The sequence below is a fragment of the Rhodococcus sp. 06-1460-1B genome, assembly GCF_002258475.1.
In the GTDB taxonomy this organism is placed as follows: domain Bacteria; phylum Actinomycetota; class Actinomycetes; order Mycobacteriales; family Mycobacteriaceae; genus Rhodococcoides; species Rhodococcoides fascians.
In genome coordinates, this window is the sequence record NZ_NOYS01000041.1 from 248,953 (window position 1) to 271,200 (window position 22,248).

The 22,248-nt window shown below is 63.9% G+C and carries 28 protein-coding genes; 13 read left to right on the forward strand and 15 right to left on the reverse strand.

What is annotated here, in order from left to right; genetic code table 11:
- Positions 1–15 precede the first annotated feature (15 nt).
- Positions 16–969 (reverse strand): UTP--glucose-1-phosphate uridylyltransferase, encoded by a 954-nt coding sequence (locus CH268_RS24085; RefSeq protein WP_027496052.1) that lies wholly within the window; start codon positions 967–969, stop codon positions 16–18.
- A gap of 106 nt (positions 970–1,075) precedes the next feature.
- Here CH268_RS24085 and CH268_RS24090 point away from each other — a divergent pair, with 106 nt between their 5' ends.
- From CH268_RS24090 to mscL, 4 genes are all read left to right on the forward strand, one after another.
- Entirely contained in the window at positions 1,076–1,672 is a 597-nt protein-coding gene (locus tag CH268_RS24090; RefSeq protein ID WP_094666100.1) for a 5-formyltetrahydrofolate cyclo-ligase, read from the forward strand.
- A gap of 143 nt (positions 1,673–1,815) precedes the next feature.
- Positions 1,816–2,160: an FmdB family zinc ribbon protein gene (locus CH268_RS24095; RefSeq protein WP_094666206.1), complete on the forward strand. Its 345-nt coding sequence runs from the start codon at positions 1,816–1,818 to the stop codon at positions 2,158–2,160.
- Positions 2,161–2,249: 89 nt separating this feature from the next.
- Positions 2,250–2,912, forward strand: a complete 663-nt coding sequence (cpaB, locus tag CH268_RS24100; RefSeq protein WP_094666101.1) for a Flp pilus assembly protein CpaB — start codon at positions 2,250–2,252, stop codon at positions 2,910–2,912.
- Between the two features lie 94 nt (positions 2,913–3,006).
- Complete coding sequence (gene mscL, locus CH268_RS24105) at positions 3,007–3,483, forward strand: large conductance mechanosensitive channel protein MscL (RefSeq protein ID WP_094666102.1); 477 nt, start codon at positions 3,007–3,009, stop codon at positions 3,481–3,483.
- 109 nt (positions 3,484–3,592) lie between these two features.
- Here the strand turns inward: mscL and CH268_RS24110 are convergent, their stop codons facing one another.
- The 7 genes from CH268_RS24110 to CH268_RS24145 form a co-directional block, all read right to left on the reverse strand.
- Complete coding sequence (locus CH268_RS24110) at positions 3,593–4,042, reverse strand: hypothetical protein (protein WP_032385680.1); 450 nt, start codon at positions 4,040–4,042, stop codon at positions 3,593–3,595.
- 120 nt (positions 4,043–4,162) lie between these two features.
- The gene (locus CH268_RS24115) at positions 4,163–4,963 is read right to left on the reverse strand and encodes an MspA family porin (protein ID WP_032371232.1); all 801 of its coding nucleotides are present in this window, start codon (positions 4,961–4,963) and stop codon (positions 4,163–4,165) included.
- A gap of 764 nt (positions 4,964–5,727) precedes the next feature.
- Positions 5,728–6,225 (reverse strand): MogA/MoaB family molybdenum cofactor biosynthesis protein, encoded by a 498-nt coding sequence (locus tag CH268_RS24125; RefSeq protein WP_197077495.1) that lies wholly within the window; start codon positions 6,223–6,225, stop codon positions 5,728–5,730.
- Between the two features lie 89 nt (positions 6,226–6,314).
- Positions 6,315–7,865 carry a S1C family serine protease gene (locus CH268_RS24130; protein WP_094666103.1) on the reverse strand — a complete coding sequence of 517 codons (1,551 nt, stop codon included), beginning with the start codon at positions 7,863–7,865 and terminating at the stop codon, positions 6,315–6,317.
- Positions 7,866–7,965: 100 nt separating this feature from the next.
- Positions 7,966–9,360: a HAMP domain-containing sensor histidine kinase gene (locus tag CH268_RS24135; RefSeq protein WP_094666207.1), complete on the reverse strand. Its 1,395-nt coding sequence runs from the start codon at positions 9,358–9,360 to the stop codon at positions 7,966–7,968.
- Positions 9,361–9,416: 56 nt separating this feature from the next.
- Positions 9,417–10,103 (reverse strand): response regulator transcription factor, encoded by a 687-nt coding sequence (locus CH268_RS24140; RefSeq protein WP_027496041.1) that lies wholly within the window; start codon positions 10,101–10,103, stop codon positions 9,417–9,419.
- 76 nt (positions 10,104–10,179) lie between these two features.
- Complete coding sequence (locus CH268_RS24145; RefSeq protein WP_094666104.1) at positions 10,180–10,794, reverse strand: trimeric intracellular cation channel family protein; 615 nt, start codon at positions 10,792–10,794, stop codon at positions 10,180–10,182.
- A 114-nt stretch (positions 10,795–10,908) separates the two neighbouring features.
- On the opposite strand from CH268_RS24145, the gene CH268_RS24150 reads away from it, so the two are divergent.
- On the forward strand, positions 10,909–11,190 hold the full coding sequence (locus CH268_RS24150) for a PASTA domain-containing protein (protein ID WP_048319439.1): 282 nt from the start codon (positions 10,909–10,911) through the stop codon (positions 11,188–11,190).
- Here the strand turns inward: CH268_RS24150 and CH268_RS24155 are convergent.
- Entirely contained in the window at positions 11,187–11,615 is a 429-nt protein-coding gene (locus tag CH268_RS24155; protein ID WP_094666105.1) for a VOC family protein, read from the reverse strand. The two genes, CH268_RS24150 and CH268_RS24155, sit on opposite strands and share 4 nt — an antisense overlap.
- A 78-nt stretch (positions 11,616–11,693) precedes the next feature.
- Here CH268_RS24155 and CH268_RS24160 point away from each other — a divergent pair, with 78 nt between their 5' ends.
- Positions 11,694–12,710, forward strand: coding sequence for a magnesium and cobalt transport protein CorA (locus CH268_RS24160; RefSeq protein ID WP_032399835.1), 1,017 nt, complete (start codon positions 11,694–11,696; stop codon positions 12,708–12,710).
- A 64-nt stretch (positions 12,711–12,774) separates the two neighbouring features.
- Here CH268_RS24160 and CH268_RS24165 read toward each other — a convergent pair whose 3' ends face one another.
- Positions 12,775–14,493 (reverse strand): metallophosphoesterase, encoded by a 1,719-nt coding sequence (locus tag CH268_RS24165; protein ID WP_094666106.1) that lies wholly within the window; start codon positions 14,491–14,493, stop codon positions 12,775–12,777.
- 434 nt (positions 14,494–14,927) lie between these two features.
- Here CH268_RS24165 and CH268_RS24170 point away from each other — a divergent pair, with 434 nt between their 5' ends.
- Positions 14,928–15,224 (forward strand): hypothetical protein, encoded by a 297-nt coding sequence (locus CH268_RS24170; protein WP_032381732.1) that lies wholly within the window; start codon positions 14,928–14,930, stop codon positions 15,222–15,224.
- Positions 15,225–15,315: 91 nt separating this feature from the next.
- On the opposite strand, the gene CH268_RS24175 is transcribed toward CH268_RS24170, so the two are convergent.
- The 5 genes from CH268_RS24175 to mrf form a co-directional block, all read right to left on the reverse strand.
- Positions 15,316–16,497 (reverse strand): RtcB family protein, encoded by a 1,182-nt coding sequence (locus CH268_RS24175; protein WP_094666107.1) that lies wholly within the window; start codon positions 16,495–16,497, stop codon positions 15,316–15,318.
- 311 nt (positions 16,498–16,808) lie between these two features.
- Positions 16,809–17,873, reverse strand: coding sequence for a VIT1/CCC1 transporter family protein (locus CH268_RS24180; protein WP_094666108.1), 1,065 nt, complete (start codon positions 17,871–17,873; stop codon positions 16,809–16,811).
- Positions 17,874–17,949: 76 nt separating this feature from the next.
- Entirely contained in the window at positions 17,950–18,117 is a 168-nt protein-coding gene (gene rpmF, locus CH268_RS24185) for a 50S ribosomal protein L32 (protein WP_027496033.1), read from the reverse strand.
- A 3-nt stretch (positions 18,118–18,120) separates the two neighbouring features.
- Complete coding sequence (locus tag CH268_RS24190) at positions 18,121–18,381, reverse strand: type B 50S ribosomal protein L31 (protein WP_032365913.1); 261 nt, start codon at positions 18,379–18,381, stop codon at positions 18,121–18,123.
- The gene (gene mrf / locus CH268_RS24195) at positions 18,378–19,610 is read right to left on the reverse strand and encodes a ribosome hibernation factor-recruiting GTPase MRF (protein WP_094666109.1); all 1,233 of its coding nucleotides are present in this window, start codon (positions 19,608–19,610) and stop codon (positions 18,378–18,380) included. The genes CH268_RS24190 and mrf overlap by 4 nt, the downstream gene beginning before the upstream one ends.
- Before the next feature lie 137 nt (positions 19,611–19,747).
- Between mrf and rpmB the strand changes: the two genes are divergently transcribed.
- The 6 genes from rpmB (at position 19,748) to CH268_RS24225 (ending at position 22,247) form a co-directional block, all read left to right on the forward strand.
- Positions 19,748–19,984: a 50S ribosomal protein L28 gene (gene rpmB / locus CH268_RS24200; RefSeq protein ID WP_027496030.1), complete on the forward strand. Its 237-nt coding sequence runs from the start codon at positions 19,748–19,750 to the stop codon at positions 19,982–19,984.
- Entirely contained in the window at positions 19,981–20,151 is a 171-nt protein-coding gene (rpmG, locus tag CH268_RS24205; RefSeq protein WP_170944568.1) for a 50S ribosomal protein L33, read from the forward strand. The genes rpmB and rpmG overlap by 4 nt, the downstream gene beginning before the upstream one ends.
- A gap of 3 nt (positions 20,152–20,154) precedes the next feature.
- Complete coding sequence (gene rpsN, locus CH268_RS24210) at positions 20,155–20,460, forward strand: 30S ribosomal protein S14 (protein ID WP_094666110.1); 306 nt, start codon at positions 20,155–20,157, stop codon at positions 20,458–20,460.
- Between the two features lie 14 nt (positions 20,461–20,474).
- The gene (gene rpsR, locus CH268_RS24215; RefSeq protein WP_008719028.1) at positions 20,475–20,729 is read left to right on the forward strand and encodes a 30S ribosomal protein S18; all 255 of its coding nucleotides are present in this window, start codon (positions 20,475–20,477) and stop codon (positions 20,727–20,729) included.
- Positions 20,730–20,809: 80 nt separating this feature from the next.
- Complete coding sequence (locus CH268_RS24220; RefSeq protein ID WP_094666111.1) at positions 20,810–21,736, forward strand: AEC family transporter; 927 nt, start codon at positions 20,810–20,812, stop codon at positions 21,734–21,736.
- Positions 21,737–21,782: 46 nt separating this feature from the next.
- Positions 21,783–22,247 carry a hypothetical protein gene (locus tag CH268_RS24225; protein WP_027496026.1) on the forward strand — a complete coding sequence of 155 codons (465 nt, stop codon included), beginning with the start codon at positions 21,783–21,785 and terminating at the stop codon, positions 22,245–22,247.
- Position 22,248 lies beyond the last annotated feature (1 nt).

The window sequence follows — 22,248 nt, forward strand, 5'->3', positions numbered from 1 at the left end:
CATCGACCCGCGATGCTATTCGTACGTCGTCAGTTCCGGTGCCCAGCTGTCGCTCAAGCGTTCGTTCAGCCATTCACGCAGCGCGGGACCGTAGTCGTCGCGCTGCAAAGCAAAGTCAACCGCAGCGCGTAGGTATCCCCCGGGATTTCCGAGGTCGTGTCTCGATCCACGATGCACCACCACGTGAACGGGATGGCCCTCCTCGATCAGAAGTGCGATGGCGTCGGTCAGCTGCAATTCGCCGCCGGCACCGGGCTCGATCCGTCGCAACGCGTCGAAGATCGCGCGGTCGAGCAGATAGCGGCCCGCGGCAGCCAAGTTGGACGGTGCCTCTTCCTTCTTGGGCTTTTCGACCATGCCGGTGACTTTGAGGACGTTGGGATTGACGGCATCGGGCACGATTTCGACGGAGAAGACGCCGTAGGACGAGACCTTGTCGTCGGGAACCTCGATGGCGCACAGCACCGAGCCGCCGCGCTTGGCGCGCACCCGGGCCATGACGTCGAGCACACCGCGCGGCATCACCAGATCGTCGGGCAGCAGCACCGCGACCGAATCCTCGTCGTCGTCGAGTGCTTCCTCGGCACATGCGACGGCGTGACCGAGTCCGAGCGGTTCGTGCTGAATGACCGATTGCACGTCCAGAAGCTTGGGGGCGACGCGTACCTTCTCGAGCATTTCGAGCTTTCCGCTCGCTTCGAGCTTCTTTTCCAGAACGAGGTCCTCGACGAAGTGGGCGACGACGCCGTCCTTGCCGGGAGAGGTGACGATGACCAACCGTTGTGCACCGGAATCTGCCGCTTCTCCGGCGACGAGCTCGATACCGGGAGTGTCGACGACCGGAAGTAGTTCCTTCGGAACGGTTTTCGTGGCCGGCAGGAACCGGGTACCCATGCCTGCGGCGGGGACGATGGCCGTGCGGAAGTGCACAGGCGTGGCGGCGGTCGTCGCTGAAGCGGCTTCTGTCATGGTGCTCACCCTATCCGTGGTTTCTGGAGATTGGCTCGGCGTGTGCCCCGTTCGACCCCCGAGTGCATATCGTTGAACGACAGCACGAGAGGGAGAGTGAACCGTTGTGAGCGTTCCCGAATTTTCGGAGAACACGCCGAAGGATCTGTGGCGGGAGCATGTCCTCGCCGAACGCCGACTGCTCGACGATGCGCAACGCGCGATGGAGTCCTCCGCACTCTGCCATGCCGCCGGCGAATTGGCGGCCGAACACTCGGTCGTGGCGGCGTACGTTCCGATCGGCCGGGAGCCGGGGTCGATCGAGATGCTCGACGCGATGGCCGCGGCCGGAGCCACGGTCCTGCTACCGAGTGCCCATGAGCCGGGGCCGCTGAAGTGGGCGCGTTACGAGGGTCGCGATGCGTTGGTGCGGGCACCGTACGGGCTACTCGAGCCGTCGGGTTCACTACTCGAGCCCGACGCCGTCGGGCAATGCTCGGTGGTGCTGCTCCCTGCGCTGGCCGTCGATCGACGTGGCGTCCGGCTGGGCCGTGGAGCCGGGTTCTACGACCGGACTCTCGACCTGTGCAGCCCCGAGGCCATGCTGGTCGCCATCGTGCGCGACGAGGAGCTGCTCTCCCGGCTACCGGCCGAACCGCACGACCGCCGCGTGACGCACGCGCTGACTCCCGGCGGCGGGCTCGTACGCTTGGGTACGGAATAACGCTACGATTCGATTCGTTGGCACTCCTGACTGTAGAGTGCTAATGCTCTCCCCAGTTTCGACGAACAGACAAGACACCGGCGGTGTTCGGCCTCGGCCAGCAGAGCGCGAACCTCCTCGGTGACCAGCGCGGAGGAAACACGATGCCCACCTACTCATACGCCTGCACCGAGTGCGACAACCGCTTCGACATCGTCCAGTCCTTCACCGACGACACGTTGACGGTGTGCCCGGCCTGCTCCGGCAAGCTGCGAAAGTTGTTCAATTCGGTCGGCATCGTCTTCAAGGGCAGCGGCTTCTACCGCACCGATAGTCGGGGCAACTCCGGCACCGCCAGCGAAGGCGCGAGCGAGAAGAAGTCCGACGCCGCGGCCACGAAGTCGGAGACCAAGAGCGACTCGAAGCCTGCTGAGAAGAAGTCACCGGATTCGTCCTCGTCGAGCAGCTCCTCCTCGTCCTCCACCACGAAAGCTGCTGCCAGCCAGTAGTTTTCGGATCCATCCACAGGCCGGTCTGTTATCCACAGGCCGGCCTTTTCGGTCTATTCAGGCCAGTTGGGACCGCTACCGTTCCGGTCATGGCTGCCCGCAAGAACCGACTGGACTCGACGCTGCTCGACCGCTTCGCTCAGCGTCCCGCGTGGGTGGGATCGGTGAAAGTTCGACGCATCGCCGCGGGCATTCTGGTGGCCGTCGCAGTCCTGCTGTTCGTCGACGACGCCGCAGGCGACGATCGCGTCCGCGTCGTCACGGCCGGCCGCGACCTGACGCCGGGAACGATACTGACGCCGGCCGATGTTGCCGTCGCCGAATGGGATTCGGCCACGGTGCCCGACGGCGCAGTGCTCGATTCCGCCGACGTGGACGGACGGACACTGACCGGACCGGTTCGAGCAGGTGAACTGCTCACCGATGTCCGGCTGTTGGGCTCCCGAACCGCCACCGCGGCGCTGGGGGCCGAGGCACGCGTCGTACCGGTGCATCTCGCGGACGCGGGCGTGACCGACCTACTCAGAGAAGGCGATCGGGTGGACGTCCTGACCGTCGAGACTCAGGAGAATCCCGACGCCACACCTGCGGCTCGGATACTGGCATCGGGGGCGATGGTGGTGCTCGTCTCCGCCGAGGCCGGTGGAGGTCGTCAACGAGATCGCGTGGTGCTGCTGGCCCTACCGACCGAGGATGCGACGACGGTGGCAGCCGCGTCGCTGGTGAGCGCCTTGACGGTGACATTGCATTGAGTCGGTGCCCGGGCGATTCACGGGGTCCGAAGTCGATCGATCTGGGTTAACGTCTGGCGAGACCGAAACATACCTAGAGATCGGAGAGCGGCTCATGCTGAAGGGATTCAAGGACTTTCTGTTGCGAGGCAACGTGGTCGACCTCGCGGTCGCGGTCGTCGTCGGCGCAGCATTCACGGCAATCGTCACCGCGTTCACGTCCAACATCATCAACCCGTTGGTTGCGGCCATCGGCGGATCCAACGAGTACGGCTTCGGCTTCAACATCACGTCGTCCCCCGAATCGTTCGTCAACGTCGGCGCAGTCATCACCGCCATCATCAACTTCATCATCATCGCGGCGGTCGTGTATTTCGTGCTGATCCTGCCGGTGAACACCGCGAAGAAGCGTTTCGTCAGCCAGCCGGAGAAGGAACTGAGCGACGTCGACGTGCTGGTGCAGATCCGCGACATTCTCGCGGGTGGAACCACTGCAGGACAGAAGCTTTCGACCGCGGCCGACACCACCGGCGGCAGCGGCGAAGCAATCGATTCCGCCTCCCCCGACCTCGGCAAGCACTCGAAGGACTGACACCGGTCTGCTTCGACGAATGAATGCGCCATTCACGCTGTCAGACGGCGTGAATGGCGCATTCATTCGTTGTGGGGCGTGCGACAGGCCGGGAGGGCCCGTCAGGCGATCAGTTGGTGAACGTGGTCAGCGGTAGCTCGTCGAGCGTGATCGAGGTGCCATCCGCCTCGCAGGCGGACTTCACTGCTGCGCCGTTGTCGACGAACGCCTTGCCCGACTCGCTGTCGGGTTCAGACAGTTCGAGCGTGTCAGCCGGAATGGCGTCCGCGAACGTCGTCATCGCGCTGGCGACGTCACCGGACGCGGTGCCGGACAGTGACTTCACCTTGTCGACGGCCGCCTGCTTGTCCGCAGTCCACTGCTCGATGTTGGCTGCCGACCCCGGGCCCGCCTTGACCAGACCGACGAACGCATTGTGGTCGGCGGCGAAAGAGTTGCACACGTCGGTGTTCTGACCGGTGGCCGCCGAGTCGTCACCACCACTACAACCGGTGAGCAACCCGAGAGCAACGACGGCTCCGGCGGCGAACACTGTGAAACGGGCTTTCGGGTAGGTCACTGCTTCTGCGCCTCTCTACATGTCGAACTACGTTCGAGCCGAACATAGTTCAGGCCCGCACGGAGAATCCGTGCGGGCCTGAACCGGAAGAACTAGGAAACCAGAATCAACCGATCGAGATCAGTTGAGGCGAGTTGCCGGGCCGTACGTGGTGATCGAGTCACCCTTTGCACTGAGCAGGGTGACGTACGGACGAACCGTGACGTTGCCCAGGATGCCCGTAGCGGTGCCGTGGACGCCGGCGAGCTGGATGGAGCCCTGAGCGCCTGCAGCGTCACCCTCGGTCTTGGAGATGTTCGCCTCTTCGTTGAAGGTGGCGATTGCACTCTCGGACTGAACGACGCCGCCGCCGGGAGCGAGATCGATGGTCGCAGTTGCCTGCGGGATCAGCTGAACGCCGACGTCGAGGCCGCTGCCCGAGGTGGCCTTGCTGGAGATGGGGAGCGAACCGAAGTCCGGGAGCTCACCATCGGCACCGGGGAGGAGATCTCCCAGCTCGCCCTCGAAGCCGACCGACGAATCGTTGCCACTGCTGATGCCCAGGTTGGCCGAAGGCGAAGCCCACTCGACCGAGACGCCGCCGTCGAGGCTCAACGGGTAGCCGATCTGCAGGCCGGCGGTGAGGGTGCCCTCGAAGTCGTCAGCCGTGGGGCCCTGAACGTCGAAGGATGCGCGGCCGTCGTAGAACCACTCACGGGTGAGCGGGTTTCCGTCGAGAGGCGCAACGCCGCTGACGAAGGAGTCGGACAGCGTCAACGTCACGGTGTTGCCATCGGCGTCGACGATGGACTTCGCGCTGTCGACAGCGGCAGAAGCGGTTCCGGTACCGAGCACCAGGCCGACTACCGAAGCGCTGGCAGCAACTGCGACGCTCATGGACTTGAGTCCCCGGCTGCGCCGCGACTTCTGGATCTCCGTCATTTATTCCTCATCATGTTCAGTCCCAGCGCGGTGTCGCACGGGGAAGCTTGTGGCTTTCACCCTCGAACTGAATCGCACGCGTCAGTGTGTGCGAGCCCGAGCCGGATGGAGCCTGAAGGCCACATCCTCGTTTGTTCAGTTCCGAGATGAAGGGCGCGGCACCGGTTGGTCCCACGCCCTGATCCCTTGGAAGCTGAGGGGAACATTAGAGGAGATGCCTGACCGTGACAATCCCTACGATCGACGCCCAAACGTTGCCATCTCGTGATGTGTTTCGTCGACGTGAACATCTTTCACACCCGTGTTAGCGATAACCTGCGTCACAGCATCTCCCGAGAAGTGGAAACCGTTACAGGTGCCGATCAGGAGTAAAACGACCCTGATATGGGAAGACGCAGCGGGAGTCCTGTCCGGATTGAACGATTGGACCGTTCCACACCCCGCCTGTGGTGTCCGTTTTCGGCGGCTTCGCCCGGCACTACCGCCGGGTAGGTCGCTAACGACAGGTAAACGACTAACTAACAGAGCTGTCATTCCAGCCAGTAAAATGTGTTGTGGATCACACTAAAAGTAATGGGGTGGTCGCTGCTGCTTCAACCAATCGACCGACAAAGAGTCGCCATCGGGCCCGTCGGCCCGGTCGTCTCCCGTGGTCTCCGGCAGCACGTCTCCGAAGATACGAGCGAGCCGGGCCCGTTCTGCTCGGGCCCGGCTCGCTTCGTCGTCCGGTCGATTCTCGATCGGCTCGTCGTTCATCGCAGTGACTACGCGTCCAGTCCCGACAGCTCGGCAATGACCTGACTCGCCAGTGGCGTCAATGTCGCCATGCCGTCGCGGATGGCCGCACGGGACGACGCAAGGTTGACCACCAGCGTGCTGCCCGATACTCCGACCAGTCCCCGCGACAGGCCCGCGTCCAACGATCCGGCTGCCAGGCCGGAAGAGCGCAGTGCCTCACTGATTCCCGGTATCTCGCGATCGAGCACCTCGGCCGTCACGTCGGGAGTGACGTCGCGAGGCGAGACACCCGTGCCGCCGACGGACACCACAAGGTCGACACCGCCGATCACCGCAGTGTTCAGCGCATTCCGCACGTCCACTTCGTCGGCCGTCACTGCCACCACACCGTCGACCAAGAAACCGGCCTCGGTCAACAGTTCGGTCACCAGCGGACCCGTCGAATCCTTCTCGTTGCTGTGAGCAGTGCGGTCGTCCACGATGACGACCAACGCGCGGCCGGCCAAAGGTGCGTCGAGTTCCATACCGCTCACCGTAGTAGTAAGGCCCGTACCCGGCTCACGCTGTGCGTAAATAGTTGCAATGGTTCCGTGCCTACCGGCTTCCCTGAGCATCAGCGACCGCCCGGGAACGACGGGATCTGCAGTGACGGGACCTGCGCGGCGGGTGCCGCAGCCGGCTCGGCCGTGCCCAGCGTCACGTCGACGGTCTTCTCGCTGCCACCGTCCGTGTAGGTGATCTTCACCGAATCGCCGGGTGCGTGCGAACGCACTGCGGCGATCAACGCGTCACCGCTGGCGACGATCCGATCGTCGACCTTGGTGATGACCGCGCCCTTCGGAATACCTGCCGCCGCAGCCGGGCCACCCTCGGTGACCTCGACGACGGTTGCGCCGTTGGCATCGTCCTTGGACGGCACCTGCACACCGATCATCGCTTGGGTGGCCTTGCCGGTGGTGGTCAGCTCGTCGGCGATCCGCTTGGCCTGATCGACCGGGATCGCGAATCCGAGACCGATCGATCCGCTCTGCGCGCCGGAGCCCTCACTGCCGCCGAGCGTGGCGATGGCGGTGTTGATGCCGATCAACTGGCCATCGGTGTTGACCAGAGCGCCGCCGGAGTTACCGGGGTTGATGGCAGCGTCGGTCTGAATGGCGTCGATCACCGAGTTCTGGTTGCCGGACTCACCGGACGTCGATACCGGGCGGTTGAGCGAGGAAACGATGCCGGTGGTCACGGTACCGGCCAGGCCCAGAGGCGAACCGATGGCGACGACCTGCTGGCCGACCTCGAGGTTGGACGAACTGCCCAACTCGATCGGCGTCAGATTCGTCTTTCCTTCGGCCTTGATGACGGCCATGTCCGAGACGGAGTCGGCACCGACGATGGTGGCGTCGGCCACGGATCCATCCGCGAAGGCCACGGAGAGCTTGCCGTTGGCACCGGCGCCGGTGGCGACGTGGTTGTTCGTCAGGATCAGTCCGTCGCTGCTGAGGATGACGCCGGAGCCCTCACCTTCCTGCTGCGAGCCCTTCACCTGAATCTGCACGACACTCGGCAGCACCTTGTTCGCGACGGCCTGAACGGAACCGTCAGGGAAATTGGCGGCCGGCTGAGCGGCGGTGATCGGTGAATTCAGCGAATTGGTGACACCGGCGTTGTTGCCGTTGGCGTTGTTGGTCGCGATGGCACCGACCGCGCCGCCGATTCCGCCGCCCACGAGGACAAGGGCAATCGCTCCGGCCACCAGAGCGGAACGACCCGGTCGGGACTTGACGGTGCCGGACGTCGAATGCGGTTGCGGCGCAACCTGTTGGGGCTGCGCATGCTGGCCCGGGTTGTGCTGACCGGGGTTGTGCTGACCGGGGTTGTGCTGACCGGCCTGCGAGTCGCCGTGCTGACCGTAGGGGCCGTAGCCGGGCTGGTACTGATTCTGCCCGTAGCCCGCGTACTGCTGGGGGTAGCTCTGCTGGGGATGCGCCTGCTGGGGTGGGAACTGCTGCGTGGGATTCTGCTGGCTGGGCTGCTGAGCCGGCTGCTGCTGGGTGGGCTGGTGCTGAGTCGAGGGATCGTGCTCGCCGCCGTGTGAAGCCCGGTCCGCGGGATGATGCTGTGCACCGGCATCCCGTCCGGGCTGTTCTGGTTCGTTACGGTCGTCGCTCATCGCTGTTGCTTCCTTCGATAGAGACCTCGGCTTCGAGGTCGCCCGCCTTCTTGCTACTCACTGTGCAGGGCGGTACTGAGAGCGCGCTGAGACTCGCCTATCAGTTTGCCGAGAGTGTCTCGTGGTCCGCGGCACCCTCACCGGGCAACACGATTCGAATGAGCGCTCCACCCCGCTCGGACACCTCGACGGCAATCGTGCCGCCGTGTTTGACGACCACCTGTCGCACGATGGCAAGTCCCAGACCGGATCCGGGCATCGAACGCGATGCCGTCGAGCGATAGAAACGCTCGAAGACGAGTTCGCGGTCTTCCTCCGGAATGCCGGGGCCCGCATCGTCCACTGTCAGCTCGAGCAGGCCTTCACCGATCTGCCGCATGGCAATTCGCACTTCTCCGCCGCTGGGGCTCCACTTGGCCGCGTTGTCGAGCACATTGAGCACTGCCCTCGACAGGCCCGCCTGATCTCCGTAGACGAACCACGGCATGAGCGTGGCATCGAAGTCGATCTCGTTGCGACGCCTGCGAGCTCGTTCGAGGCTGCGCTCGACGGCATCGGCCAGGTCGACCCGCTCGAACACCGTCTCGGGTGCATCCTCGCGTGCAAGGTCCACCAGATCACCCACCAGCGTGGACAATTCCTGGATTTGCGCCACCACGTCGGTTCGCAGCTCGGCCATGTCCTCGTCGGGAATGGACGGTGCGCCCGGACGCCCGGCCGCGATCAACAGTTCCATGTTGGTGCGCAGCGACGTCAACGGCGTCCGAAGTTCGTGCCCGGCGTCGGCGACCAATCTGCTCTGCCTGCCCCGAGATTCGGCCAGCGCGCGGAGCATCGTGTTGAAACTCTCGGTCAACCGGGCTAATTCGTCGTCGCCCGTCACCGGAATCGGCGTCAGATCGTCGGTACGCGCCACTCGCTCTGCGGCCGCAGTCAATCGTGCGATAGGCCGTAAACCGGTGCGCGCCACGGCCATGCCGGCACCCGCCGCCAGCACGACACCGCACGCACCGACGATCAGCAGAACCCACGCCAAACGATCCAGCACTTCTCCGGTGGGCAGCAGTCGCTGCGCCACGATCAGAGTGCTGCCGTCCTTGGTACGCAGTGCGAGCACTCGCTGATCGTCGAGTGTGCGCAGCGACGAAGCCTGCTCTCCGCGCACCACAGCAAGTTCCGAATCGCCGACGGGCACCTTGGGTCCGGGCGGGTTGTAGCTGGTCATGTCGGGGTAGATCAACGCCACACTGACGTCGGTGCTGTACAACGTGGCACCGGCCACGAACCGTGGGTCGTAGGACACCAGGTCCGATTCAGCCAATGCCGATGCGCGAGAACGCAACTGCGTGTCCACGTCGCCGTACAGCGCGCGCGAGACCACGGTGTAGGCAGCGATGGCCATGACGGCCACCGCGATCGCCACGACGGACGCAGCCAACAGCGTCACCCGCCACCGTAACGACACCGATCTCGTCAACGGCGTCGGTGGCCGCATCGGTGCCGGCGGAGGTGGAACACCGTCGGGCGTCTTGCGCCCGAACGAACTGCCTATCACGGGGGCGTCTCGCGCAGGACGTATCCGACACCGCGAACGGTATGGATCAGCCGCGACTCCCCTTCGGCCTCGGTCTTGCGCCGCAGATACCCGACGTACACCTCGAGCGCGTTGCCGGAAGTCGGGAAGTCGTAGCCCCACACCTCTTCGAGAATGCGACTTCTGGTGAGCACTCGGCGCGGATTGGTCATGAGCATCTCGAGCAACGAGAACTCGGTCCTGGTGAGGCTGATCGAACGCTCGCCGCGCGAGACCTCACGGGTGACCGGGTCCAACGACAGGTCCGCGAACGTCATGGTCTCCGAGTCGATGCCGGCTTCCATCGCTGTGCGCCGCAACAATGCCCGCAGCCGAGCCAGGAGCTCCTCGAGCGCGAACGGCTTGGGCAGGTAGTCGTCGGCGCCGGCGTCGAGACCGGCTACGCGCTCGGACACCGAATCACGTGCCGTCAGCACCAGGATCGGCAGGTCGTCGCCCACGCTGCGCAATCGCCGACACACCTCGAGGCCGTCGAGACGCGGCATCATCACATCGAGCACCAACGCATCGGGACGCGCCGCAGCTACCTGTTCCAGGGCATCGAGGCCGTCGACCGCCAGGTCCACGGTGTACCCGTTGAACGTGAGCGACCTGCGCAGCGATTCGCGCACCGCTCGATCGTCGTCGACCACCAGTATCCGCATCGGTACAGTTTGTCCTGGTCGACTGAGACACGGCTGAGAGGGGTGGTCGGTCGGTACGCGCTCCGGCAGTCGGAGCTCACAGCGTGGGTAGGTTCCGAGCCTGCGGCAGATTCCATTTACGCCACAGAGCCAGCAATCGCAGGCCGGTCGCCAGTACCGTCCCCGCGACCAACCCGACGTTCTCCGGCAGGGTGAGCGCCTCGGCCACCACAACGGCCGTCGCGCCGAGCAGCGCAGGTAGGGCATACAGGTCGCGGTGCAGCAGCAGGGGCACGTCGTTGACGAGGACGTCCCGGATCACGCCACCGGCTACGGCCGTCGTCGTCCCGATCAGCGCTCCGGACAGGGAGCTACCGCCGACACTCAGGGCGATCGTCGCGCCGGTCGAGGCGAACAGGCCCATCCCAAATGCGTCGAGCACGAGCACGCCTCGGCGCACCTTGCCCATCTGCCGATGCGCGACGAACACCACGAGCGAGGCGAAGAACCCGACGGTGACGTTCGGCCAGGTGTCCAGCGACGTCGGCGGATGGATACCGAGCAGCAGATCGCGAACGATGCCGCCCCCGATGCCCGTCGTGATTCCGACGACGCAAACCCCGAACAGGTCGAGTCGTCGATATACCCCGACCAGTGCACCCGACGCCGCGAAGACAGCGATACCGATGTATCCGAGGAGGTCGAGAAGCACCGAACGAGCATGTCATGCGACTGACAGCTGCTTCACAGCAACATCGAAACGCTGTCACAGCCTCCGGGAGCACGGTTGCGTTGTCAGAGAGCGCCGACGAGTAAGGACGAAGACATGGGTATCGGATTCAAGAAGACGATCGCCACCCTCGCGGTGGCTGGGGCACTGACCCTCGGCGGCGGCGCTATCGCCGACGCAGCACCCGACCGCGCGACGCTGCCCGCAGTGGCCGGAATGACCGAATCGGACGCGGTGCAGGCATTGTCGGATGCAGGCTTCTCCGACGTCAGCTCCGACTACGACCGTCCCGACGCGACGGTTGTCGGAACCAACTTTCAGGCCGGCAACAAGGTCAGCGAGAACGCCGCCCTCCTACTGATAGTCGGTGCCGGCTAAGACAGCCGGACCGTCCCGTCGTCGTCGATGCTCCAACCGGGGTTGTGGCAGATTTCCCAGATGACTCCGTTGGGGTCGGCGATGTGGGCGTGATAGCCACCGAACGATGTTCGCTGAGGTGTCTTGATCGATGTCGCGCCCGCCGCGAGAGTGGCGGCGAACATCGCGTCGACGGCTGCTGCGTCGTCGACGTTGTGCGCCAACGTGACCGAGCCGAGGTCGTGCTCGCGCGGCGGCCGTCCCAGATCTCCGTCGAACGCGGTGGCGTCGTACAGACCGAGCACCGCACCGGGCCCGATCTGGAAGAACAGGATTTCGCCAGGAACGTCGAGCAACGGCGTCCACCCCAGCCCGTCGCAGTAGAACGACCGGGCTGCATCGAGATCCGCAGTGGCCAGAGTGGTGAAATGAACTTGCTGCTGCATCGCCCCATTGTTTCAGGCGATAGTCTCGATCGGGTGCCGTCCGGCACATTCGAAGTTCTCGAACCGAGGTGACCCGAAGTGCCGATCGTCGACAATGCCGTCTACGTCGAGGGAAAGCGGACCGCGAATCCGGAGAGTCTCGACATCACGTTCGAGTGCATGCGTGACCGCCACGGCATGGCGTGGATCGGCCTCTACCGTCCCGAGATCAGCGAAATCAACGCGGTGGCTACGGAATTCGGACTCCACCGACTTGCCGTCGAGGATGCCATCGCGGCGCATCAGCGACCGAAGCTCGAACGCTACGCCGAGCAACTGTTCGTCGTGCTGCGGCCCGCCCGATACATCGACGAGACCGAAAAGGTCGAATTCGGTGAATTGCACATCTTTCTCGGAGCCGATTTCGTCGTCACGATCCGTCATGCCGAATCACCCGAACTCGGCCTCGTCCGCCACCGGCTGGAGGAATTGCCCGAGTTGCTCGCGCTCGGGCCCGAAGCCATCCTGTATGGAATCCTCGACCAAGTGGTCGACGAGTACGTCCCGGTGGTGAAGGGACTGCAGACCGACATCGACGAAATCGAGGATCAGCTGTTCACGGGTGATCCCAGCGTATCGCGGCGTATCTACTCACTGCTGCGTGAGGTATCCGAATTCGACCGTGCGGCAAAGCCTCTGGTGGAGATGATCGAATCCCTCAAGCGCGGGTCCGACAAGTATCACGTCGATGTCGAACTGCAGCGAAACCTTCGTGACGTGTTGGACCACGCAATTCGCATCTCCGACCGCATCGAATCGTTCCGATCCAACCTGCAGAACGCGATGACGGTGCACTCCACCATGGTGGCGCAGCAGCAGAACGAAGAGATGCGGAACATGACGCAGGTCAGCCTCGAGCAGAACGAACAGGTCAAACGAATCTCGTCCTGGGGTGCAATCCTGTTCGCGCCGTCGCTCATCGCCGCGATCTACGGCATGAACTTCGAGGACATGCCGGAACTGAAGTGGCACTTGGGTTATCCACTGGCGCTGGTCGCCATGGTGATCTGCTCCAGCGCGCTCTATGTGGTGTTCAAACGTCAGAAGTGGCTGTAGAGCGGCTGCGCCGCACGTGAGTGGAAGTTCGTAGCAGGGGTCGAAGTTCCACTCACATGGGCACTCAGGAGGAACCGAATATCGGGCCCACCGGGATGTCGCGCTCGAAGGTGAGGCGATCGAATTCGTTGCCGTATTCGTCGATCGCTCCGATGGACATCGTGCTGGCCTTGATACCCGGAATACCCGGCACCACATCGACTCTGACGAACGAGTAGTTCAGGAATCTCACGCGCGACCAGGTGATCGACTCCGCCGACTTGCTGCCGTCGGGTGCCCAGACATAGCTGTTCGGAACAGCCGTGTCCGGCAACTCGTGGCCCCGGTAGCTGACGCCCTCGCCGTCCTGGAACGTGTACCGCGGACGACCACCCCCGCCGACGGTGTAATACACGGTGCCGTCGGTCTTTCCGCGAACCGTGGCGTTGTCGCCGGCGACCCGTGTCGCACGGTTGGCGCGAATCGGATCGGTGCGCTCGAACACGTGGTTGTGCGCCTGGAGCACCACGTCGACCTCGTACTTGTCGAACAGCGATACCCACGCGTCACGTACGCCGCCGTCGCTCGCGTGCGTCGACGTGGTCGAGTAGGCGCAGTGATGAAAGAAGCAGACGATGAAGTCGATGTTCGGGTCTGCCCGATACTTGGCGAGAGTCTGCTCCACCCAGGTGTTCTGGGCTCCGCCGCTGTAGCCGGTGTTGGCCTTGATCTCGTAACTGACGTCGTTGGCGTCGAGCGAGAGCACCGCAGTGTTGCCGTACACGAACGAATACGCCGACGGGCACCCCTTCGGGCCAGTACTGGGCTGATCGAGACGTGCCGCGTGGCCACCGTATCCGTTGGGGCTGTACAGCGCCTCCATGTCGTGATTGCCGGTGGCGAACAACCACGGTGCCGTCGACGCGCTTCCCTCGATCGCCTGAAAGTAGCCATCCCAGACGAAGGGATTGAACTTGTCGAACCCCTTCGGCGGCGTCTTGCCGTGGCCGGCGAACTGCGGTGGCAGACCGGCACCCGACGGATCCGCGTAGGCGATATCGCCGGCAAGGATGTGGAAGTCCGGACGCGACGCCTCGATCTGGCGATTGATGTTGCGCGCGTGCTTGACCGACGGTTCGTTGTCGGCCTTGTAGTACAGGTCGTCGTAGTCACCGGCCACCAGACCCGCTGGCTGCGAGGGGGTTTCGTCGACGCCCTGGTCCCCCATCATGGTGAAGCGGAACGGAGCGATGCGTCCGGTCGGCAGCGCCGGCGATGCACTGCGAATGTCGCTGACGAAACCGTCTGCGGTACGCCATCGGTAATAGTGCGGCAGCTTGGGCGTCAGATCGTCGACGGGCACGTGCACGTAGTACTGCTCGGCCGACAGAATGCCGCCATCGGTCTGCGGGACTTGGCTGACGAGGTTGCGCACCTCGGCGGAGGTCGTCGCTCCCAGTGCAGGCGTCGGGCCGTGATCGAGAAAGACACCGGTGATGCCGGGATTACGGGAAAGCTGAGCGGAGAATCGCAACTGCGTCGCCGGGTCGTTGCCGAAGCCCATGTGTCGACCGGCCACCGCCAGCGGCGCGTCCTGCGCATAGGCGGTGCGCGTGAACGCCGAATTACCGACGCCCACCGCGGCTGCCGTCGCCGCGGCACCCACCAGAAAGTTGCGTCGACTCACCGGGTGTCGCCGCAGGAACGACCGATGCCAGTCGTGCTGCTCGGCCATCGTCATGTTCTCGGCGAGCGTCCCCGGAATTCCGGTCGCGACGGTCTCGCCTGCGGGATTGAGCGTCATGAATCGATGGTGACCGTGAAGGCCCCTCGGGCGCTGAACGGAACGGAGCACTTCAGGTGAACAAGTGGAGAACACCGAGGCACAACGGGACGAACGTGGACAATCCCGTCGGGGAGGAAAGCCCCGCGCCGGCCATCGAGCGGTGGTGCGGGTATCGGGGCCGACCACGGAAAAAGTTTGGGCGAAACACAAGCAATCGAACGCATGTCGGTGTGCTCGTCCAACCGAAACAGACGTTCGCGGCCACGAACACGTCCAGTTCGAGGCCAACTGCCCCGCCGCCCGCGGGATCCGCTGTTACTCTGATCACGAAACTTGAGGTCAGCGCCCGTTGGCTGAAGTTCGACGTGAGTTATACACCTCCGGTGATTGCACGCGCCCCCGTGGCTGCAGCCAGTCAACGGGAGCCAACAGTTGAAAACCGAGGAGATGTCATGCTGAAGAAGTCGTTGACCGTAGCTGCACTGTCCATTGCCTGTGCGGTCGGATTCGCCCCGCTGGCGCAGGCCGCCGACGTGCCCGATTTCAAGGACAAGATCGAGGGCAAGTCGATCTCCGCCGCGCGAGCAATCATCAAGGACAGCGGCAACCTGATGCTGATCAAGCGCGATGGACCCATCAACGGGTGCGACGACGCAGATCGCACAGCGACGGCCCTGCGCTCGGTGTACTTCGCGCCCATCGACCGCAGCAACGTGACCATCACCTTCTCGTGCCCCGAAGAGGAGTGAGTCTTCTCCTCCCCTGAACGACGAAGGACGCGCACCGAGAGTGATCTCGGTGCGCGTCCTTCGTCGTTCAGCAGGTTCAGGCCCTGCACCCTCAGGTCCCCTTGACGTTGAGAATCTGGCGTAGCTCGTGCTCGACGCTCACCAGGTCGCGCGCGTCCTCCATCACGACATCGATGGACTTGTAGGCATCGGGAATTTCGTCGATGAAGTCGGCACTGTCCCGGAACTCGATCCCCTTCATCCGCTCCTGCAGGTTCTCGTGGGTGAACCGCTTCCTGGCCTCGGTCCGAGAGAACTGCCGACCGGCACCGTGAGGAGCCGAGCACAGGCCGGCCTTGGAACCCTTTCCGACCACCACGTACGAGCGCGTTCCCATTGATCCGGGAATGATCGCCTTCACACCCTCGTGTGCGTCCACTGCACCCTTACGGGTGAGCCACACGTCCTTGCCGAAGTGCGTTTCCTTCACCGTGTAATTGTGATGGCAATTGATCCGCTCGACCTCGCGATGGTCATCCGTTCCCATCCATTCGGCGAACACCGCGCCGAACCGGTCCATCATCTCTGCCCGGTTCAGGTACGCGAACCGCTGCGCCCACCTCAGATCTCTGATGTACTGCCCGAATTCACGAGAGCTCTCGGGGAGGTACGCCAAGTCCTTGTTGGGCAACGAGATCCACCACTGCGCACACAGACGCTGCGCAATCGCGATGTGCTTCTTCGCGATCTTGTTCCCCACGCCCCTCGACCCACTGTGCAGAAACAGCCACACCCGATCGGTCTCGTCGAGGCACAACTCGGCAAAGTGATTGCCGCCGCCTAACGAACCGAGCTGCTCCCGCCACTGCGGTGAGTGGTTCAGCTCTACACCGTCCCTGGCCGCCAACTCATCGAGTTCGAGCAGCTTTGGCGCAGTGAACTGCCATCGATCGACACCGACGTTGTAGTTGCCGGGCGAGAGGGGGATGCTGGCCTCGATGGCGAGTCGCAAATCCTTCAGGTTCCGTCCGTCGAGGTCATCGAGGGTGAATTCCGTTCGGACACCGATCATTCCGCAACCGATGTCGACACCGACGGCAGCCGGAATCACGGCACCCAACGTCGGAATGACTGTTCCTACAGCACTACCCATGCCGCTGTGCGCGTCGGGCATCAGCGCGACGTGCGGATGCACGAACGGCATCGATGCTGTTTCGCGAGCCTGCTCGAGCGTCTTGTCCTCGAGCTGTGACGCCCAGTTGAGCAGCCGTAAGCCCACCTTGTTCGGGGGCATGATGTTCCTTTCTGCCCCCTCGTCGAGAGAGAGCTATTCGATGGGTCGCTGTTTGCCGGTGAGAGCAGCACACAGCTCAGATGAATATGCGCGCAGCACAATGCCCAGACTGGCTCTCGAGTAGAGAGCCGCACAAGGCCGAGCAGTAGCACGCATGGCAATGACCCTATCGAACGAAAAGTCGCCGACGCGAACGAATTGATTCGACCGGCGAAGACGAGAGACGGGACAGAATGCACGGAAGTACGCCGCTCGGACGGGATCCCGTCGATGTGCGTCGCTATTGTGCATTCCGGCCCAAGAAGCGGAACCTACACTCTTCCACCGAATACGAGTCCCAGTAGATACGTCGCCCCGGCCGCGCCGTATCCGATGGCGAGTTGGCGCAGTGCACGTTTGACGGGCGGGCCGCCGCTGAGCAGTCCGACGATCAGGCCCGTACAGATCAGCGCCAGTCCGACGAGCACTGCTGCAACGGCAAGGGCCACATAGCCTTCGAGACCGAACAGGTACGGCAACACCGGGATGACCGCACCCGAGGCGAAGAAGCAGAAGCTCGCTGCGGCGGCACCGAGTCCGGTTCCGATGGATTCGTGCTCGTCGATGTCAGTGGCCGGTTCTTCGACGGCGGGGAGCAGTCGGATGATGTCCGCGGCTTTCGCGTCGGCTTCCTCGTGGGTCATTCCGCGAGCGCGGTAGACGAGTGCGAGTTCGTTGGCGTCGACGTCGAGGTGTTGAACGGCCTCATTCGCTGCGCTGTCGGGCGACGATGCCTCGAGCAGTTCGCGTTGTGAGCGCACCGAGACGTATTCGCCTGCTCCCATCGACAGCGCACCGGCAAGCAGGCCGGCGAGTCCGGTGACCAACACGATCTGGTTGGACACTCCGGATCCGCTGATGCCGAGCACCAGGGCGAGGTTGCTGACCAATCCGTCGTTGGCACCGAACACCGCGGCCCGGAAGGTTCCCGAGAGTCGATTTCGGCCACGGGCAGCCAGTGCCCGGATCACCTCGGCGTGAATTTGCTCGTCGGCCGTCATTGCGTCCGTTGCGTCGGCGTCGGTCGCGTAGGGCGAGCGGGTCTCGGCGCGTTGCGCGAGGGCGAGCACGAACACCGATCCGAAGCGGCGCGCCAGCACGCCGAGGATCCGGGTACGGATGTCACCTTTGAGCGGCATCCCGACGCGATCGCCGAGCAGATTGCGCCAATGCTGTTCGTGGCGACCTTCCGCGTCGGCCAACTCGAGCAGAATGTCGCGTTCCTCACCGCTGCGCCTACCCGCCAGGTCGCGATAGACGGCAGCCTCGGCCCGCTCGTCGGCGAGGTACTGCCGCCATCGCTTGACGTCCTTCGACGAAGGTTCCGTTCCGTCCATCGAGCAAACGTACCGGGCTCCGCCCTCGTGCGCGTTGTGCGTACCTGGAAGGGCGCACAACGCGCACGAGCGGGGGTCAGCTCGGGTCGTAGACGCCGGCCTGAACCGCTTTGACCAACCTGCGCGGCACTCGGAACTCTCGACCCTGAAAACGCACCGTCACCAGATCCGGGGCGACGGCTTTCCACTGTGCCCGTCGGCTACGCGTGTTGGAACGCGACATCTTTCTCTTCGGAACAGCCATGTCTCACGCCTCCTTTCGGCTTCGACGGCCGTAGCGCTTCTCGAACTTCTCGACGCGTCCCTGGGTGTCCATGACGCGTGTCGCCCCGGTCCAGAAGGGATGCGATTCGGACGAGACGTCGACGACGATCAGGGGGTAGGTGTTGCCGTCTTCCCACTCGGTCTCGCGGGCGGACGTGACGGTGGATCGAGTGAGGAACTTGTTCCCGGTGCTCGAGTCCTGGAACACCACCGGGTGGTAATCGGGGTGGATGCCTGGCTTCATTCTGTTGCCTCTCGTGACTGGTCTGCGTACGGGGATTCGCTGCTCTCGCAGGGGTCTTCGTGCCACTGGCCGAACGGGTCGGTCCACGTGGCCCACTGAGCGGGATCGGTCATCTCGTCGTCGGACACCAACGCCCACTGCAGAGTTCGGTCGATCTCGGTGGGGTCGGCCTGATGTACCAAAATCACCAACGACGTGTCTCGATCACCGAAGTGCTCGTCCCACCGCAGCGCAGCCATCGCTCGCCTGGTGGTGTCGACGCGATCCTGTTCCACCGGAGTCATTGCCGCAAGCCACTTTCCGGCGCTCGCCACCCGTAGACCGCCGCCGGCCGATTCGATCCACAGCGCTTCGTCGGGTTGCGTAGCGACCCATGCCCGTCCGCGAGCGGTGACGACGCCGTCGAGCAACACATCGATGGCCTCGTGCAGTCGTTCGGGATGGAACGGCCGAGTTGCAGTGAACTCCACAAGTGCGACTCCGCAGTCGACGGACAAGGGCGGCTGGCCCCGCAACAGCGGCGAGTGAGCGTCGGTGATCTCACCGCGCCGGGCATCGAAGGGAACGGACGCGAGAACTGCTGGGCCGTCGACCATCGAGTCCTGAGAAACCCAGACGACGGGTGCGTTCGGCGCCAACCGAACGAGGACAGCCGCGAGCCTGGCGCGCTCCCACGCGTCGACATCGGGACCTGCGGTGACGACGAGCGCGTCGGAGTAGTCCACCTGGCCTACTACCAACTGCGCGACGGTTCGATCGTCATCCCCACTCGCGACGATGCCTCGGTCTGCCAAGGTGTCGTCGCCGGTGGCGTCGGCCAACCAGGTTGCGGCGTCGAGGCAGCCGATCACGGCCTCGATACGTACGTCCCTCGAGGCCGGTCCGTCGATCTGCCCCACCACGTCGGCGACGATGACGTTGTCCACCGCCCAGCACAACGCCTCGGGCTCGAGCGCGGGGTCCAGAACGAGCACGATGCGATCGACACTGCTGCGACTCGACAGTGCACGTAGCAGCGGCAGCAGGTCCTCGCGCAGCGTGCAGGAGACACAGCCGTGCGCCAGTTCCAAGATCGTCTCGCGCGGGTTCTCACCCAGGACGAACAACGTTCGGCGTACGACGCCCTCAGTGACGCGGCTCAGGTCGTGGCGGACTGCGACAGTTCCCGGCGCGAGCAGCGATGTCACGACAGCGTCCATGGCTCCGGTCCAGCCGGAGACGAGGACCATCGGGGTTCGATCGTCCGGTGATGTGTTCACGAGCGCCTTTCTTCTCGACAACGATTGTCATTCTCTGAGGATGCACGCTACATTCGCTTGAACGCTTTGTCGAAAACGATTGTCATAACGGCAAGAAAGGAGTGCTCATGTCAGCGCACTGCCAAGTCACCGGCCGCACCCCCAGCTTCGGAAAGTCGGTCTCGCACTCCCACGTGCGCACCAGCCGCAGGTGGGATCCCAACATCCAGCGCAAGACCTACTACGCCCCCAGCCTCGGACGCCGCGTCACCCTCACGCTCTCGGCCAAGGGCATCAAGACCATCGACCGCGACGGCATCGACGCCGTGGTGGCCAAGATCCGCGCACGTGGGGAGAAGGTCTGATGGGCAAGAGCACCGACGTCCGCCCCATCGTCAAACTCAAGTCGACCGCCGGCACCGGCTACACCTACGTCACCCGCAAGAACCGTCGCAACGATCCCGACCGACTCGTGATGAAGAAGTACGACCCGGTCGTCCGCAAGCACGTCGATTTCCGAGAGGAGCGCTGACCGGTGGCCAAGAAATCGAAGATCGCGAAGAACGAGCAACGCAAGGTCGTCGTCGCTCGCTGGGCAACGCGTCGCACTGAGCTCAAAGAGATCATTCGCAAGCCCTCGAGCAGCGATTCCGAGCGCGCACAGGCCCAGGCGGCACTGCAGCGTCTGCCACGCGATTCGAGTCCGGTACGATTGCGCAATCGTGACGCTGCGGATGGACGTCCGCGCGGTTACCTACGGAAATTCGGGCTGTCCCGCGTGAAGATGCGCGAGATGGCTCACCGCGGGGAGCTGCCAGGCGTCCACAAGTCGAGCTGGTAAGGGAAAAGGTAGAGATGGCAGTCAAGAGAGCACCGTCGAAGAAGGTCCGCGCAGAGGCGGGTCGTCGACCGAAGAAGAACCCGTTGAACGCCGCCAAGGTCACCACGGTGGACTACAAGGACATCAACCTTCTTCGTCAGTTCATTTCCGACCGCGGCAAGATCCGTAGCCGCCGGGTCACCGGGCTCACCCCGCAGCAGCAGCGCCAGGTCGCTGTCGCAGTGAAGAACGCTCGTGAAATGGCATTGCTGCCGTTCACCAGCCGCTGAATCAGCTTTCGAGAAAGGCCACGTAGCCCTGGGCTACGTGGCCTTTCTGTCGTTCCCAGCAAGAAACGAGCAGTTCTACGATGTCCGGCGTTCTCGAAGGCTTCACCGTCATCTTCGTCGTCATCGCACTGGGCTACCTGCTCGCCCATCTGAAAATCCTCGGCGAACACGGCCAATTCGTTCTGAGCCGACTGGTCTTCTTCGTGGCGACGCCGTCGCTGCTGTTCGTCACGTTGGCCAAGTCGGACCTGTCGGTCATCCTGTCCCCCGTTCTTGCCGTCGCCGGTTCCACCGCACTGCTCGTCGGGGCCATCTACTTCTTCATCGCGAAGCTCGCGCTGAAACGCGCCGTGCCCGACGCGACCGTCGGCGCACTCGCGAGCTCCTACGTCAATGCCGCGAACCTCGGTATCCCGATCGCCGTGTTCGTTCTGGGCGACGCCAACTTCGTCGCACCCCTGCTGCTGTTCCAGATCATGATCTACACGCCGATCGCGGTGACCGTCCTCGACATCTCCACCAAAATCGACGAGGTCCCTCTGTTCAAGACGGTCACGACGCCGTTCCGAAACCCGATCGTGCTGGCCGGGGCAGCGGGTCTCGTACTGTCGATCACCGGATTCGAGCTCCCCGAGGCGCTCATGCAGCCGTTCCAACTCGTCGGCAACCTGTCCGTTCCGGGTGCACTGCTCGCGTTCGGACTGTCGCTGTACGGCGCGCGGGTGCTGCAGAAGGGCATCAGCCCGCGACGAGACGTGGCTCTGGCGACCCTGTTCAAGATGGCGCTGCAGCCCCTGCTCGGGTATCTGATGGCCCGATTCGTCTTCGGCCTCGACGGGCACGACCTGTTCGCCATCGTCGTCGTCTCGGCACTGCCCACAGCGCAGAACGTCTTCGTCTTCGCGAGCCGCTACCAGCGAGGGGTCGTTCTGGCCCGCGACACGGCATTCGTCACGACCCTGGTCTCGATTCCCGTCATCGCACTCGTCACGGTGCTGCTGGCATGAGACGAACACAAAGGTTCTCCTCAGCTCCCAGCGCTACTTTGGGTTCATGAGGTTTCTCGCTGCAGGTGTCATGCTGTGCCTGCTCTTGGCCGGCTGCAGCACCGCCGCCGGTGACGACGACGAGACGACGCCGACAACGAACTCCACCACCCCCATCGGGTTCGTCCAGCAACCCAGCGCGCCGCCCGTCCCCCACGAGGTTCCCGTCGGCGACGTCGGCACGATGTTCGAGTCGACCCCTGATCTGATCCGCGCGACGACCACTCCGTTCGAGTCGTGGAGCCAGGTCTCCCCCAACACCATCGCGGTGCACTTCGTCACCGGCACGCCCGAGTGCTATGGAGCCGACGCGACGGTGACCGAGACCGATACGGCCGTCACGATCGAACTGCGTACCGGGACCAGACCGGACGCCGAGGACAAGTCCTGCATCATGGTTGCCGTCTACGCCACCATGCAGATCACGCTGGCGTCGCCGCTGGGTCATCGCGCAATCCTGAATGCGGCCTGAC